The sequence below is a fragment of the Nonomuraea harbinensis genome (assembly GCF_019396385.1).
Classification (GTDB): Bacteria; Actinomycetota; Actinomycetes; order Streptosporangiales; family Streptosporangiaceae; genus Nonomuraea; species Nonomuraea ferruginea.
Genome location: NZ_JAHKRN010000095.1, coordinates 1 through 14,771 on the forward strand (window position 1 = coordinate 1; position 14,771 = coordinate 14,771).

General features: G+C 72.1%; 14 protein-coding genes. 11 read left to right on the forward strand and 3 right to left on the reverse strand.

What is annotated here, in order from left to right:
• A partial coding sequence (locus KME79_RS43590) for a TetR/AcrR family transcriptional regulator (RefSeq protein WP_219552439.1) occupies nucleotides 1-580 on the reverse strand: 580 nt, incomplete at its 3' end.
• Between the two features lie 46 nt (nucleotides 581-626).
• Nucleotides 627-1,622: an aldo/keto reductase gene (locus KME79_RS43595; RefSeq protein ID WP_219552441.1), complete on the reverse strand. Its 996-nt coding sequence runs from the start codon at nucleotides 1,620-1,622 to the stop codon at nucleotides 627-629.
• Between the two features lie 140 nt (nucleotides 1,623-1,762).
• Between KME79_RS43595 and purB the strand changes: the two genes are divergently transcribed.
• Complete coding sequence (purB, locus tag KME79_RS43600; protein WP_219552443.1) at nucleotides 1,763-3,193, forward strand: adenylosuccinate lyase; 1,431 nt, start codon at nucleotides 1,763-1,765, stop codon at nucleotides 3,191-3,193.
• A complete protein-coding gene (locus KME79_RS47325; RefSeq protein ID WP_219552445.1) occupies nucleotides 3,190-3,954 on the forward strand; it encodes a GNAT family N-acetyltransferase in 765 nt (254 codons plus the stop codon). The genes purB and KME79_RS47325 overlap by 4 nt, the downstream gene beginning before the upstream one ends.
• A 55-nt stretch (nucleotides 3,955-4,009) precedes the next feature.
• Here the strand turns inward: KME79_RS47325 and KME79_RS43610 are convergent, their stop codons facing one another.
• Nucleotides 4,010-5,485 (reverse strand): aldehyde dehydrogenase family protein, encoded by a 1,476-nt coding sequence (locus KME79_RS43610; protein ID WP_219552447.1) that lies wholly within the window; start codon nucleotides 5,483-5,485, stop codon nucleotides 4,010-4,012.
• A gap of 113 nt (nucleotides 5,486-5,598) precedes the next feature.
• On the opposite strand from KME79_RS43610, the gene KME79_RS46770 reads away from it, so the two are divergent.
• From KME79_RS46770 to KME79_RS43655, 9 genes are all read left to right on the forward strand, one after another.
• Nucleotides 5,599-6,426 carry an IclR family transcriptional regulator gene (locus tag KME79_RS46770; RefSeq protein ID WP_261808545.1) on the forward strand — a complete coding sequence of 276 codons (828 nt, stop codon included), beginning with the start codon at nucleotides 5,599-5,601 and terminating at the stop codon, nucleotides 6,424-6,426.
• A 209-nt stretch (nucleotides 6,427-6,635) separates the two neighbouring features.
• Nucleotides 6,636-7,937, forward strand: a complete 1,302-nt coding sequence (locus KME79_RS43620; protein WP_187281157.1) for an ABC transporter substrate-binding protein — start codon at nucleotides 6,636-6,638, stop codon at nucleotides 7,935-7,937.
• The gene (locus tag KME79_RS43625; RefSeq protein WP_246641389.1) at nucleotides 7,937-8,683 is read left to right on the forward strand and encodes an ABC transporter ATP-binding protein; all 747 of its coding nucleotides are present in this window, start codon (nucleotides 7,937-7,939) and stop codon (nucleotides 8,681-8,683) included. The genes KME79_RS43620 and KME79_RS43625 overlap by 1 nt, the downstream gene beginning before the upstream one ends.
• Nucleotides 8,680-9,411, forward strand: coding sequence for an ABC transporter ATP-binding protein (locus KME79_RS43630; protein WP_219552449.1), 732 nt, complete (start codon nucleotides 8,680-8,682; stop codon nucleotides 9,409-9,411). The genes KME79_RS43625 and KME79_RS43630 overlap by 4 nt, the downstream gene beginning before the upstream one ends.
• On the forward strand, nucleotides 9,411-10,277 hold the full coding sequence (locus tag KME79_RS43635) for a branched-chain amino acid ABC transporter permease (RefSeq protein WP_148031555.1): 867 nt from the start codon (nucleotides 9,411-9,413) through the stop codon (nucleotides 10,275-10,277). The genes KME79_RS43630 and KME79_RS43635 overlap by 1 nt, the downstream gene beginning before the upstream one ends.
• The gene (locus tag KME79_RS43640) at nucleotides 10,274-11,296 is read left to right on the forward strand and encodes a branched-chain amino acid ABC transporter permease (RefSeq protein WP_219552451.1); all 1,023 of its coding nucleotides are present in this window, start codon (nucleotides 10,274-10,276) and stop codon (nucleotides 11,294-11,296) included. The genes KME79_RS43635 and KME79_RS43640 overlap by 4 nt, the downstream gene beginning before the upstream one ends.
• Nucleotides 11,283-12,635 (forward strand): amidase, encoded by a 1,353-nt coding sequence (locus KME79_RS43645; protein WP_219552453.1) that lies wholly within the window; start codon nucleotides 11,283-11,285, stop codon nucleotides 12,633-12,635. The genes KME79_RS43640 and KME79_RS43645 overlap by 14 nt, the downstream gene beginning before the upstream one ends.
• Nucleotides 12,632-13,753, forward strand: coding sequence for an NAD(P)-dependent alcohol dehydrogenase (locus tag KME79_RS43650; protein WP_148031558.1), 1,122 nt, complete (start codon nucleotides 12,632-12,634; stop codon nucleotides 13,751-13,753). Before KME79_RS43645 ends, KME79_RS43650 begins: the two co-directional genes overlap by 4 nt.
• A 41-nt stretch (nucleotides 13,754-13,794) precedes the next feature.
• Nucleotides 13,795-14,771 (forward strand): aldehyde dehydrogenase family protein (locus KME79_RS43655; RefSeq protein ID WP_372452539.1); only part of this gene is annotated, 977 nt, incomplete at its 3' end.

Genomic DNA, 14,771 nt, shown 5'->3' on the forward strand with positions numbered 1-14,771 from the left:
CGGGTCCTGTGGCGGCGGGCCGGTGCCCCGGGGGCCCGGTGGTGATGGTGGCGATGACCGCGTCGCGGGCGGTGGCCGACAGGGCCGGGTCGCGCTGCTCCTCGGGCATGGAGATGAGGGTGAGGGTGATCCCGCGGCCGGCGGCGTGCACGAGGAGGGCGGCGCGTTCCTCGGTCATGGCGAGCCGGCCCGCCTCGGCGATGCGGTGGATCATGCCGGAGAGGATCTCCGACGCCTGGCGGGCGGCGGGTGACTCGCCGGGGCGCGGGTCACCGTAGATGAGGCTGTAGAGGGCGGGGTGCGCCAGGCCGAAGCCGACGTGCAGGTCCCAGCCGCGGCGCAGGTCGGCGACCGGGTCGTCGGTGACGGGGTTGTCCTTCTTGCTGCGCAGGTAGGTCTGGAAGCCGTGGCCGGCCACGGCGTCGAGCAGGCCCTGTTTGTCGCCGAAGACGCGGTAGATCGCCGGGGCCTGCACCCCGGCGGCGGCGCTCACGGCGCGGGTCGAGACCGCGTCGCGCCCGCCCTCGGTGAGCAGGGCCGAGGCGGCTTCGATGATGCGGTCCCGGTGCGTCTTCGCCATGTTTCCGATGGTAACAGGATGATGTTATCGATTTGGCCCGTGCCGGTCATCGTTCGCTGTCCAGGTGGGCCATCGCCGGGGCGGCGTAGCGCGCGCCGGAGGCGGCGCCGGCGGGCACCGCGCGCTCGATGTCCGCCAGGTCCTGCTCGGTGAGGTGGACGCCGGTCGCGGCGAGGGATTCGGCCAGCCGGGCCCGGGTGCGGGCGCCGACGAGCGGCACGATGTCCTGGCCCTGCCGGCTCACCCAGGCGATCGCGGCCTGGGCGGCGGTCACGCCCTTGCGTTCGGCGACGCCGCGCAGGGCCTCCGCCAGTGCCAGGTTGCGCTCCAGGTTGCCGCCCTGGAAGCGCGGGCTGGCGGTGCGGAAGTCGCCGGCGGCGAGGTTTCTGTCCGGGGTCCAGTGGCCGCTCAGCAGGCCGCGCGACAGCACGCCGTAGGCCGTGACGCCGATGCCGAGCTCCCGCGCGGTGGGCAGGATCTCGGCCTCGATGCCGCGTGACAGCAGTGAGTACTCGATCTGCAGGTCGCTGATCGGGTGCACGGCGGCGGCCCTGCGCAGGGTGTCGGCGCCGACCTCGGACAGGCCGATGTGGCGGATGTATCCGGCCTGGACCAGCTCGGCGAGCGCGCCGACGGTCTCCTCGATGGGCACTTCGGGGTCGAGCCGGGCGGGCCGGTAGACGTCGATGTGGTCGGTGCCGAGCCGCCGCAGGCTGTAGGCGAGGAAGGTCTTGGTCGCGGCCGGGCTGGTGTCGTAGCCGAGCCAGCCGCCGTCGGGGCCGCGCAGCGCGCCGAACTTGACGCTGATCACGACGCGGTCGCGGCCGGCGCCGCGCAGGGCGTCGCGCAGCAGCAGCTCGTTGTGGCCCATGCCGTAGAAGTCGCCGGTGTCCAGCAGTGTGACGCCCGCTTCGAGGGCGGCGTGGATGGTGGCCAGCGACTCCTTCTCGTCGGCGGGGCCGTAGAGGTCGGACATGCCCATCAGGCCGAGCCCGAGCTCGGATACGACCGGCCCGGTGACGCCGAGGGTGCGCGTGTTCATGAGGTGTCTCCCCGAGATGTTTTCACTGTTAACAAAATTGACGGTATCACCGATAATTAATCGGCGCTACCGTGAGGGTGTGATCGCTGATACCGGCCTGTGCGGTACGGGCCGCGCACCTGGCCATACACTTGTCCAACGTGACTTCCAAGCCTCGCATCCCTGACGTCCTGGCAGCCCGTTACGCCTCGCCGGAGCTGGCCCGCCTGTGGTCTCCCGAGCACAAGGTGATCGCCGAGCGGCGGCTGTGGCTGGCGGTGCTGCGCGCGCAGGCCGAGCTCGGCGTGGCGGTGCCCGAGGGCGCGGTCGCCGACTACGAGAAGGTCGTCGACCGGGTCGACCTGGAGTCGATCGCGGCGCGCGAGCGGGTGAGCCGCCACGACGTCAAGGCGCGCATCGAGGAGTTCAACGCGCTGGCCGGGCACGAGCAGGTCCACAAGGGCATGACCTCCCGCGACCTGACCGAGAACGTCGAGCAGTTGCAGGTCCGCGACAGCCTCCTGCTGGTGCGCGGCCGCGTGGTGGCGCTGCTGGCCCGCCTGGCCGGGCTCGCCGCCCGTCACGAGGCGACCGTGCTGGCCGGCCGGTCCCACAACGTCGCCGCCCAGGCCACCACCCTCGGCAAGCGTTTCGCGGGCGCCGCCGACGAGCTGATGGTGGCCTACCGGCGGCTGGAGGAGCTGATCGCCCGCTATCCGCTGCGCGGCATCAAGGGTCCGGTCGGCACCGCCCAGGACATGCTCGACCTGCTCGGCGGCGACCACGCCAAGCTGGCGGAGCTGGAGGAGCGCGTCTCGGCCCATCTGGGCTTCGAGCGCCGGCTGACCAGCGTCGGCCAGGTCTACCCGCGCTCGCTGGACTTCGAGGTCGTCACCGCGCTCGTCCAGCTGGCCGCCGCGCCGTCCTCGCTGGCCAGGACGATCCGGCTGATGGCCGGCCACGAGCTGGTCACCGAGGGCTTCAAGGAGGGCCAGGTCGGCTCGTCGGCGATGCCGCACAAGATGAACACCCGCTCGTGCGAGCGGGTCAACGGCCTGGCCGTGGTGCTGCGGGGTTACGCCTCCATGGTGGGGGAGCTGGCCGGCGACCAGTGGAACGAGGGCGACGTGTCCTGCTCGGTGGTGCGCCGGGTGGCGCTGCCGGACGCGTTCTTCGCCTTCGACGGCCTGGTGGAGACGATGCTGACGGTGCTGGAGGAGTTCGGAGCCTTCCCGGCCGTGATCTCCGCCGAGCTCGACCGCTACCTGCCGTTCCTGGCGACGACCAAGATGCTCATGGCGGCGGTCCGGGCCGGGATGGGGCGCGAGCGGGCGCACGAGCTGATCAAGGAGCACGCGGTGGCGTCCGCGCTGGCGATGCGCCGGAGCGGCGGCGCCAACGAGCTGCTCGACCGGCTGGCGGCGGACGAGCGGTTCCCGCTGGACCGGGCGGCGCTGGATGCGCTGCTGGCCGACCGGGTGTCGTTCACCGGCGCGGCCGCCGGCCAGGTGCGGGAGGTCGTCGAGCAGGTGGGCCGCGTGGTGGCCGAGCACCCGGAGGCGGCCGCGTACCGTCCGGGCGCCATCCTGTGATCCACGAGCTGGCCTCGCTCGCCGGGTTGCGGGCCGCGTGCGGTGACGACGACCTGGTGGTGTGGAACGCGCAGGACCTCGGCGGTGGCGGGCCGGCGCGGGCGTGGGCGTCGGGCGGCGCGGTGGTGTCCGCCGCGCCCGGGGTGTCGCGCCACGACCGGCTGGCGGTGTGGGGGGAGGCCGCCGACGCGGTGGAGCTGGTCCGGCACGCGCTGGCCGAGCTGGGGCCCTCCTACCGGCCGTGGGGCGAGCGGGAGCTGCTGGCGCAGGTGGTGGCGAAGCTGGACGGGCTGGAGGTGGGCGGCGCGTTCTCCTGGATGAGCCTGGCCGACCGGCCTGGGCCGGGTTTTCCGTCCGGTCCGCCCTTCGCGACGGAGGTGGGCTGGTTGCCGGCAGAGGCCGAGGGGGAGGTTGCCGCGCTGCTGGCGGTGGACGCGCCGGACTCCTACGCGGCTCCCGGGATGCCGGGGGTGCGCCGGTGGGCGGGGGCGCGGGTGGACGGGGTGCTGGCGTCGGTGGCGGCCGACGCCTGGCCGGCTCCGTCGGTGGGCGTGCTGGCGGGGGTGGCGACGGCGGCCGCGTTCCGGGGGCGGGGGCTGGCCGAGCGGGTGTGCGGGTGGGTGTCGGGGGAGCTGGTGGCGTCGTACGGGCGGGCGGCGCTGATGGTGGACGACGACAACGCCACGGCCATCGCCGTGTACGAGCGGCTCGGGTATCGGATCAGGCCGGTGCTGTCCTCGTACATGAAATCTACAAAGTAAAGGGCGTGGGCGGGTGCGGAAACCGCACATCACCAACCCTTCAACCCTGCGACGGTCAGAAGGGGTAGGTGCGGGGTTCGTCCCGTACGGTGACCCACTGGGTCTCGCAGAACTCCTCGGCGGCGAAGCCGAGGCCGAACCGTCCCCAGCCGCTGTCCTTGACGCCGCCGAAGGGCATCTGCGGTTCGTCGTTGACGGGCTGGTCGTTGATGTGGACGATGCCGGCTTCCAGGGTGGCGGCCAGGCGTAGTCCGCGCCGGCTGTCGCCGGTGATGATGGAGGCGGCGAGTCCGAGGTCGGTGTGGTTGGCGCGGGCGACGGCTTCTTCGGCGGAGTCGACGGTTTCCACGACGACGACGGCGCCGAAGGTCTCGCTCTGGGCGATCTCGGCTTCGTCGGGGACGTCGGTGAGGACGGTGGCGGGGTAGCAGGGGGGTGCGGGTTCGCCGCCGGCCAGGACGCGGGCGCCGAGTCCGACGGCTTCTTTGACGCGCCGGTCGAGCAGGGCGAGGGCCCATTCGTTGATGACGGGGCCGATGACGGTGGCGGGGTCGGCGGGGTCGCCGGTGGGGAGTCGGGCGGCGCGGGCGGCGAAGCGTTCGGTGAAGGCGTCGGCGAGGGGGCGTTCGACGTAGATGCGGCGGGCGCACATGCAGACCTGGCCCTGGTGGATGAAGGCGCCGTAGACGGCGGCGTCGACGGCGTGGGTGAGGTCGGCGTCGGCGGCGACGATGAGGGGGTTCTGGCCGCTGAGTTGCAGGACGACGCGTTTGAGGTGGCGGCCGGCTTTTTCGGCGAGGCGTCTGCCGGTGGGGGTGGAGCCGGTGAAGTTGAGGCGTTTGACGAGGGGGCTGGCGAGGAGGGTGTCGCCGACGGCGCCGGCTTCGCCGGGTGCGTGGGTGATGACGTTGAGTGCTCCGGCGGGGAGTCCGGCTTGGTGGAGGATTTCGGCCCAGAGGGTGCCGCCGGTGTAGGGGGCTTCTTCGGAGGGTTTGAGTACGACGGTGTTGCCGAGGGCGAGGGGGCCGGTGATGGCGCGGCCGGAGAGGGTGAGTGAGGCGTTCCAGGGGGCGATGGCGGCGACGACGCCGACGGGTTTGCGTACGGCCATGGCTTGGGTGCCGTCGGTGTCGGAGGGGAGGAGTTCGCCTGCGGGGTGGTAGGCGAGGTTGGCGGCTTGGCGGAGGAGTTTGACGGCGAAGTCGAGTTGTACGGTGCCGAAGTGGTGGCCGCAGCCGGTTTCTGCGGCGAGGGCGGCGAGGACGTGGGTGGCGCGTTGTTCGAGGAGGTCGGCGGCGTTGAGGAAGACGCGCTGGCGTTCGGCGGGGCGGGTGCGGCTCCAGGTGGGGAAGGCGTGGTGGGCGGCGGTGATGGCGCGTTCGGTGTCTTCGGCGTCTCCGGCTGCGGCGTGGCCGAGGATGTGGCCTGACCAGGGGGATCGGTTGGGGTAGGTGCGGCCGGTGGTGGCGGGTGTCCAGGTGCCGGCGATGAAGTGTGTGGTGTTTGCGGTCCAGGGTTGTGCCGCGGCCATCGAGTCCCCGATCTTCTTGCTCGTTGTTGCCGGCCGTTAGCTTTCCGGTGGTGGGGGCGGGCTGTCCACAGCGGTTCGGATGGTTAGAACGTTGGGGTCGTATTCTGGCACGCGTGGCTGATGATGGTTCTTCTCGTGGTCGTGCGGCGGCTGGTTCTTCGGCGTTCTCGGTGTCTTTGGAGCGGGGGCTGAGTGTGCTGTCGGCGTTCGGTGGTGATCGTTCGGTGCTGGGGATCGCGGATCTGGCGCGGGCGGTGGGGCTGAACAAGAGCACGACGTATCGGTATGTGGCGACGCTGGTGAAGCTGGAGTATCTGCGGCAGGACCCGGAGACGAAGAAGTATTTCCTGGGGCCGCGGGTGGTGGATCTGGGTTTCGCGGCGATCGATTCGATGGAGTTGACGAAGGTGGCGGGGCCGGTGTTGCAGGCGCTGGCCGATGAGACGGGGTTCACGGCGAGCATGGGGCTGTGTGACGGGCCGGACGTGGTGTATGTGGATCGGCGGCGTAGTGCGCGGCGGAGTTCGCTGGCGATGGATCTGAATTTGCATGTGGGGTCGCGGTTGCCGGCGTACTGCACGTCGATGGGGAAGGTGTTGCTGGCTTTCCGGGATCCGGTGGCGTTGCGGCAGACGCTGGATCGGATCGACATGGCGCGGCGGGGTCCGAAGACGATCACGAACAGGGAGCAGTTGGTGGCTGCGCTGGCGAAGGTGCGGCAGAGCGGGTGGGCGGTGAACGACGAGGAGCTGGCGCCGGGGTTGCGGTCGTTCGCGGCGCCGGTGCGTGATCGTTCGGGTGAGGTGGTGGCGGCGGTGAACGTGGCGGTGCATCTGACGATGGCGCCGGCGGCGGTGGAGTCGCTGGCGGGGCGGTTGGAGGGGCCGTTGCGGCGTACGGCGGCGGAGATTTCGCGGCGGTTGGGTTACCGGCCGGAGTAGGGGCGTTCGGGGGAGGCAAATCGCGTTCGGGTGGTTCGAACGCTGTGTTGCTCTGGTGTGGGCGGGACCGTACGGTCGGCTCAACTTCCGCCACCGGAGGTCCGTGCCGTTCCCCGGCCAGCTGGTGGCCGGGTGAGACATCCCCCAGAGCAACTGCGGCGTGTCCAGGTTCAGTGCTGCCTGCGCGCCGTCGAAACGAGGAGTTTGGCGTGAGTGACACCCCCACACGCGGCCTGGACCGGCGTTCTTTCCTGAAGGCGGCGGCGGCTCTCGGCGGTACGTCCTTGGTGGGCGCCTGCGGAGGGCTGAAGGGCGCCGGTAGTTCGTCGTCGGATGTGCTGAAGATCGGTTATGTGAGTCCGCAGACGGGTCCGCTGGCGGGGTTCGCCGCCGCGGACAATTTCGTGGTGCAGCAGATCCAGGACGCGTTGCGTAACGGTTTCACCGCCGGTGGGCAAAAGCGCCGGATCGAGATCGTCGTCAAGGACACGCAGTCGAATCCGAACCGGGCGACCGAGGTCACGCGTCAGCTGATCAACAGTGACAAGGTGGATCTGATCGTCGGTTCCTCCACTCCGGACACCACGAATCCGGTCGCCGACCAGTGTGAGGCGAACGGGATCCCGAACGTGACCACGATCGCTCCGTGGGAGGCGTGGTTCAACGGCCGGGGCGGCAAGGATGGTGAGGGGTTCACGTACACGACGCTGTTCTTCTTCGGCATGCGGGAGTTCGCCGACTGTTTCATCCCGATGTGGGAGCGGGTGGATCCGTCGAACAAGAACGTGGCGGCGTTGTGGCCGAACGACACCGATGCGAACGCCTTCCGGCAGGGGCTGGGGGCGATGATGAAGGAGTCCGGTTACACGCCGGTCGACGGTGGCGCCTATCAGAACGGGGCGGCGGACTTCACGGCGCAGATCGCGACGTTCAAGGAGTCGCGGGCGGAGCTGTTCACCTGCACGCCGATCCCGCCGGACTTCCAGACGTTCTGGAAGCAGGCGCGGCAGCAGGGTTTCCGGCCGAAGCTGGCCACGGTGGCCAAGGTGATGTTGTTCCCGTCGGAGGCGGAGGCGCTGGGGCAGCTGGCGGCCAACATCGCCACGGACTTCTGGTGGAGCCCGGCGCATCCGTACACCTCGACGCTGGACGGCAGGAGCGCCAAGCAGCTGGCCGACGACTTCGCGGCGTCGACGGGCAAGCAGTGGACGCAGGCGCTGGGGTCGGTGTATTCGCTGTTCGAGATCGCGGTGCAGGCGTTCAAGGAGGCGAGCGATCCGAAGGATCGTGACGAGGTGGCGTCGAAGCTGCGCGGGATGAAGATCGAGTGCATGAGCGGGAAGCTCGACTTCACGGCGGGGCCGCAGCCGGGCATCGCGATCCAGCATCCGGTGGGCGGGCAGTGGCGCAAGGGTGAGAAGTTCCCGTGGGATGTGGTGATCGTCGACAACACGCCGAACAAGGATGTGCCGGTCGGCGGCGACCTGCTGCCCACGAACCAGGGCGACTGATGGCGCCGCTGCTGCGTCTGGACGGCGTCGCCAAGAGTTTCGGTCAGGTGGTCGTCGCCCGTGACCTGAGTTTGTCGGTGGAGCCGGGTGAGGCGCTGGGGATCGTGGGCCCGAACGGGGCCGGCAAGTCGAGCCTGTTCGCCATGATCTCGGGGGATCTGCGCCCGGACGGCGGCACGGTGTGGCTGGACGGGCGGGATGTCACGGGTGCGGCGCCGCATGCGCGCACGCGTGCCGGGATCGGCCGTACCTTTCAGGTGCCGCGGCCGTTCGGGCATCTGACGGTGTTCGAGAACGTGCTGGTGTGCGCGCATCAGGGGGCGGGGCTGCGGGGCAGGCAGGCGCAGGCGCACGCGATGGGCGTGCTGGAGCGCGTCGGCCTGGCCGAGCTGGCGAACACTCCGGCGGGGCGGCTGGCGTTGTTGCAGCGTAAGCGGCTGGAGGTGGCGCGGGCGGTGGGCACCGGGCCGCGGCTGCTGCTGCTGGACGAGGTCGCGGGCGGGCTGACCGAGCCCGAGGTGGCCGAGCTGGTGGCGGTCGTCAGGGAGTTGCACGCCGGCGGGCTCGGCGTGGTGTGGATCGAGCATGTGGTGCACGCGCTGGTCAAGACGGTCGGGCGGATGATCTGCCTGGCCGGGGGTGACGTGGTGGCCGACGGTGAGCCGTTGCGGGTGCTGGCCGACCAGCGGGTGCGTGAGCTCTACCTGGGCGCCGGTCCCGAGGCCGGTGCGGAGGAGGGGTCGTGACGCTGTTGTCGGTCCGGGATCTGACCGTCCATCACGGGCAGTTGCGCGCCGTGGACGGTGTGAGTCTGTCCGTGGACGAGGGTGAGGTGCTGGCGATCATCGGCGCCAACGGCGCGGGCAAGTCGACGCTGCTGCGGGCGCTGGCCGGGCTGAACGCGCCGTCGTCGGGGACGGTGGAGCTGGCGGGGCGTGACATCACCCGGATGCCCGCGCACAGGCGGGTGGTGGCGGGTGTCGCGCTGGTGCCGGAGGGCAGGCGGCTGTTCCGCTCGTTGACGGTGGAGGAGAACCTGCTGGCGGGCGCGTACCGGGGGCGGCCTGGGCCGTGGACGATGGCGGCGGTTCTGGAGCTGTTCCCGTGGATGGCCGAGCGGCGCGGGCAGAACGCCGGGCAGTTGTCGGGCGGGGAGCAGCAGGCGGTGGCGATCGGCCGGGCGTTGCTGTCCAATCCTGACCTGCTGCTCATCGACGAGTTGTCGCTGGGGCTGGCGCCGGTGGTGGTGCGCCGCATCTACGAGGTGCTGCCGGGCATCGTCGGCGCGGGCACGACGGCGCTGATCGTCGAGCAGGACGTCTCGCAGGCGATGCGGGTCGCCGATCGGGTGCACTGTCTGCTCGAAGGCCGTTCGGTGCTGCAGGGCCGGCCGGCGGAGCTGACCGGGGAGCGGGTCGAGCACGCGTACTTCGGGATCGGGGCGGCGGAGCCCGCACAGGAGGGACGTCACTGATGGGCTGGGTCAACGCCGTCGTGCAGGGTTTGCTGCTCGGTGGCCTGTATGCGCTGTTCGCCACTGGGTTGTCGTTGATGTTCGGGGTGATGCGGATCGTCAATCTGGCGCACGGCGATCTGGCGGTCGTGGCGTCGTTCCTGGCGCTGGCTCTGGTCAGCGGGACGGGGCTGCCGCTGTGGGTGGTGATCGTGGTGACGGTGCCGTTGTTCGCCGCGCTCGGTTATCTGACGCAGCGGGTGCTGCTGCAGCGGAGCCTGTCGTCGGGGCCGCTGGCCACGCTGCTGGTCACGTTCGGGTTGTCGATCGTGCTGCAGAACGTGCTGCTGGAGGTGTTCTCGGCGGACACGCGCACGCTCGACGCCGGGGCGTTCGCGACCGGGTCGTTCGAGGTGAGCGGCGCGGTCTCGGTCGGTTATCTGTCGCTGACCACGTTCCTGCTGGCGTGCGCGGCGCTGGCAGGCATCCAGCTGTTCCTGTCGCGTACGGGGCTGGGCAGGATGCTGCGGGCCTCGTCCGACGATCCGGAGACGGCGAATCTGATGGGCGCCGACAGCCGGCACGTGTACGGGATCGCTACGGTGATCGCGTTCGCGACGGTGGCGCTGGCCGGGCTGATGTTCGCGATCCGTTCGTCGTTCGACCCGGCGATCGGCCCGTCGCGGCTGATCTTCGCGTTCGAGGCGGTCGTCATCGGCGGGCTGGGCTCGCTGTGGGGGACGCTGCTGGGCGGCATGGTGCTCGGGGTGACGCAGTCGGTGAGCGCGCAGGTCGATCCGGCGCTGACGCTGCTGGCCGGACATCTGATCTTCCTCGCCGTGCTGGCCTTCCGGCCGCAGGGCCTGCTCGCTGGACGGACGGCATGACGATCTCCCATCTTCTGAGCGCGCGGGCGGCGCGGAACGTGCACGTGGTGCGCGCCACCCGTTCTGCCAAGCTGTCGGCCGTGGTGCTGGCGGCCGCCGCGGCGGTGCTGGCGGCGCTGCCGTTCCTGGTGTTCAGCACGGTCACCGACACGCTGATCAACCTGTTCGTGCTGATCGCGCTGGCGAGCATGTGGAACCTGCTCGCGGGTTTCGGCGGCCTGGTGTCGGTGGGGCAGCAGGCCTACATCGGGATCGGCGCCTACAGTCTCGTGGCGCTGGCCGATCTCGGGGTGCAGCCCTATCTGGCGGTGCCGCTGGCGGCGCTGACCTGCGCGGTGTTCGCGCTGCCGACGTCGTGGCTGGCGTTCCGGCTGCGCGGCGACTACTTCGCCGTCGGCACCTGGGTGATCGCCGAGGTGTACCGGCTGCTGGTGGTGCGGGTGGACAGTCTGGGCGGCGCCAGCGGCAAGAGCCTTTCGGGGTTGTCGGGGATCGACGCGACGCTGCGCGGCGCGCTGACGTACTGGATCGCGCTGGCGCTGGCGCTGGCCACGATCGCGGGCTGTTATCTGCTGCTGCGCGGCCGGCTGGGGTTGTCGCTGATGGCGGTGCGCGACGAGGAGACGGCGGCCGCGTCGGCGGGGATCGACGTGCGGCGGGCCAAGCTGCTGGTCTACCTGGTCTCGGCGGCCGGGTGCGGCGCCGCGGGCGGGGTGATCACGCTGAGCTCGCTCAGCGTGAACCCGGACTCGATCTTCAGTGTGCAGTGGTCCGCGTACATGATCTTCATTGTGGTGATCGGCGGCATCGGCTTCATCGAGGGGCCGCTGATCGGCGCGCTGATCTTCTTCGCGCTGCAGCAGCTGCTCGCCGACTTCGGCTCGTGGTATCTGGTGCTGCTGGGCGTCGTCGGCATCGTGGCCGCGCTGAGGCTGCCGCGCGGGCTGTGGGGGCTGGTGCCCGGCCCGAGCCTGTTCCCGATCGGCTATCTGGTACGGAGGTCCGATGGCCCCGCGTGACCCGGTCGAGCTGACCGAACGGATGCTGGCCGCGATCGAGGCCACCGAGCCTCACCTGCACGCCTACGCCACGGTGACGGCCGGCCGCGCCCGGGAGCGGGCCGCGGCCCTGGCCAGGGAGCCGGCCCGCGGCCCGCTGCACGGCCTGCCGATCGGCGTCAAGGACCTGATCGACACCGCGGGCGTGGCGACCGGTTACGGGTCGCCGCGGTTCGCCGGGCACGTGCCGGCCCGGGACGCCGCCGCGGTGCGCGCCCTGCTGGACGCGGGCGCGGTGATCCTCGGCAAGCACACCACGCACGAGCTGGCCTGGGGCGGCCGCACCGACAGCCCGCTGCTCGGCCCCACCCGCAACCCCTACCGGCCGGGGCGCATCCCGGGCGGCTCGTCCGGCGGGTCGGCGGCGTCCGTCGCGGCGGGCAGCTGCCTGGGCGCGGTCGGCTCCGACACCGCGGGCAGCGTGCGCATCCCGGCCGCGCTGAGCGGCTGCGTCGGTTTCAAGCCGACCCGCGGGCGGATCCCCCTGGACGGCGTCCTGCCGCTGGCGCCGTCCCTGGACCATCTCGGCGTCCTGGCGCCGACGGTGGACGGCGCGGCCGCCCTGACGGCCGCTCTGACGGCGGCACTGACGGCGGCACTGACGGCGGCACTCACGACCGGCCCCGCCGCCCCCGCGTTCGAGCCGGGGGAGCTGCGGGTGGGCTGGCTCGGCGGCTGGTTCGACGCCGTGCTCGCCCCGCCGGTGCGGGCGGCGCTGGCGGCCACCCGCGCCCGGCTGGAGGAGCACGGCGTACGGGTGGACGACGTGGTCATCCCTGACGAGCCGCTCATGCCCGGGGCGGTGCTGGCCAGGATCCACGCCGAGGCGAGCCGGTTCCACCGCGACGCCTTCGAACGCGACCCCGAGCTGTTCGGCCCCGACATCGCCGAGCTGATGCGCCTGCCGGCCGCCACCGCCCAGCAGGCAGAACGTGACGAGGCCGCCATCGCCCGCATGACGGCCGCGCTGCGCCGGGCCCTGGCCGGCCACGACGTGCTGGCCGCCGCCACCGTGCCGATCATCGCACCGCCGATCGGCGACATGACCGTCACCGTCGCAGGCCAAACCTGGCCGATCGAGCTGGTCCTGACCAGGCTCACCTCGGTCTTCAACGCCGCCGGGCTGCCCGCCGTGTCGGTGCCGGTGGCCCTGGACCAGGAGTGCGGGCTGCCCGTGGGCCTGCAGCTCGCCGGGGCCGCCATGAGCGACGACACCGTCCTGGGCGCGGCCCGCCTCGTCGAGGCCCTGACCCCGTCGCTGCCCCGTCCCGCCCCCACCCGCTGGAGGAACCCGGCATGAGAGTGACCGCGGCCGTCGTCGACCGGCTCGGCGGCCCCTTCCGTCTCGAGGAGCTGGAACTCGACGAGCCCGGCCCCGGCGAGGCGCTGGTGAAGGTGACGGCGTCCGGCGTCTGCCACACCGACGAGATCACCCGCCACGGCGACCTGCCGATGCCGTTCCCGTGCGTGCTCGGCCACGAGGGCGCCGGCGTGGTCGCCGCCACCGGTGCGGGCGTGAGCGGCGTGCGGCCCGGCGACCACGTCGTCATCGGCTGGCCGTCCTGCGGCGCCTGCCGCAACTGCCTGGACGGCGAGCCCCGCTACTGCGCCCGCCTCGGCGAGGCGCTGTGCGGCGGCGGGCGGCTGCTCGGCCCCCTCGCCGGGCGAAGCGCGTTGCGCCGCGACGGCGGCTCGCCCGTGCACAGCCATTTCTTCGGCCAGTCGTCCTTCTCCACCTACGCGCTGACCTGGGCGGACGCGCTGGTCGTGGTGCCGCGCCAGGCGCCGCTGGACCTGCTGGGGCCGCTGGCCTGCGGCATCTCCACCGGCGCGGGCGCGGTGTTCCACACCCTCCAGCCGCGGCCGGGGTCGAGCCTGGTGGTGTACGGGGCCGGCGCCGTCGGGCTGGCGGCCGTCATGGCCGCCCGCCTGTCGCCCGCCACCACCATCGTGGCCGTGGACCGGCACCCGTCCAGGCTGGCGCTGGCCACCGAGCTGGGCGCCACCCACACCGTCGACGCCGGCCGGGCGGGCGCCGACCCGGTGGCGGAGGTCCACCGGATCTGCGGCGGCCCGGCCGACTACGCCCTCGAATGCACCGGCGTGATCCCCGTGGTGCGGCAGGCCGCCGACAGCGTCGGCATGCTCGGCACCTGCGTGCTCGTCGGCGGCGCCCCGGCCGGGGCCGAGTTCGGGCTCGACCATCTGAGCACCCTGTGGGGCAAGCGCGTCGTCGGCGTCCTGGGCGGCGGCGGCCGCAGCCGCGCCCTCATCGGCGCCCTGGCCGAACTCCACCGGCAGGGCCGCTTCCCGTTCGACCGCCTGATCCGCTTCTACGACCTGGCCGACATCGACCGGGCATTGGACGACAGCCGGCGCGGGGAGGTGCTCAAACCCGTCCTGCGCATGAACCACTGACGACGATCGGAAGAGACGACATGGAGAAAGGCGAATCGGCCGTGGCACTGCTCGACACCATCGACTGGCAGGGCAAGATCTTCAAGAACGGCGTGTGGACGGCCGGGCACGGCGGCGACTACGCCGTCGTCGAACCGGCCACCGGCGCCGAACTCGGCCGGATGGGGCTGGCGACCCCCGCTGACGTGGCCGAGGCCGCCGCGAGCGCCGCGGCCGCGCAGCGGGAGTGGGCCGCGCTGCCGCACACCGCCCGCGCCGCCGTCCTGCGCCGGGCGGGCGACCTGTGGCAGCGGCACGCCGAGGAGATCAGCGGCTGGAACGTCCGCGAGGTCGGCGCGGTGCCCGGCATGGCCGGGTTCGCGCTGCACGTGGCGGCCGAGGAATGCTACGAGGCGGCCACGCTGCCCGGCCGGGCGATCGGCGAGGTGCTGCCGTCGGAGCAGCCGCGCCTGTCGATGGCGCGCCGCATGCCGGCCGGGGTGGTGGCGGTGATCTCGCCGTTCAACGTGCCGATCATCCTCGGCATCCGCTCCGTGGCGCCGGCGCTGGCGCTGGGCAACGCGGTCATCCTCAAGCCCGACCCGCGCACCGCCGTCACCGGCGGCACCCTGATGGCGCGCGTGCTGGAGGAGGCCGGGCTGCCGCCGGGCGTGCTGCAGATGCTGCCCGGCGGCGCGGACGTGGGCGAGGCGCTGATCGCCGACCCGCACGTGCGGGTGATCTCCTTCACCGGCTCCACCCCGGTGGGCCGGCGCATCGGCGAGCTGGCGGGCAGGCACCTCAAGCGCGCCCACCTGGAACTCGGCGGCAACTCGGCGCTGCTCGTGCTGGACGACGCCGACGTGGACGAGGCCGTGAACCTGGCCGCCTGGGGGTCGTTCTTCCACCAGGGGCAGATCTGCATGACCACCGGCCGCCACCTGGTCGCCGACCGGCTCTACGACGCGTTCGTGGAGGGCCTGGCCGCCAAGGCGGGCGCCCTGCCGGTCGGCGACCCGGCGGCCGGCGGGGTGGCGCT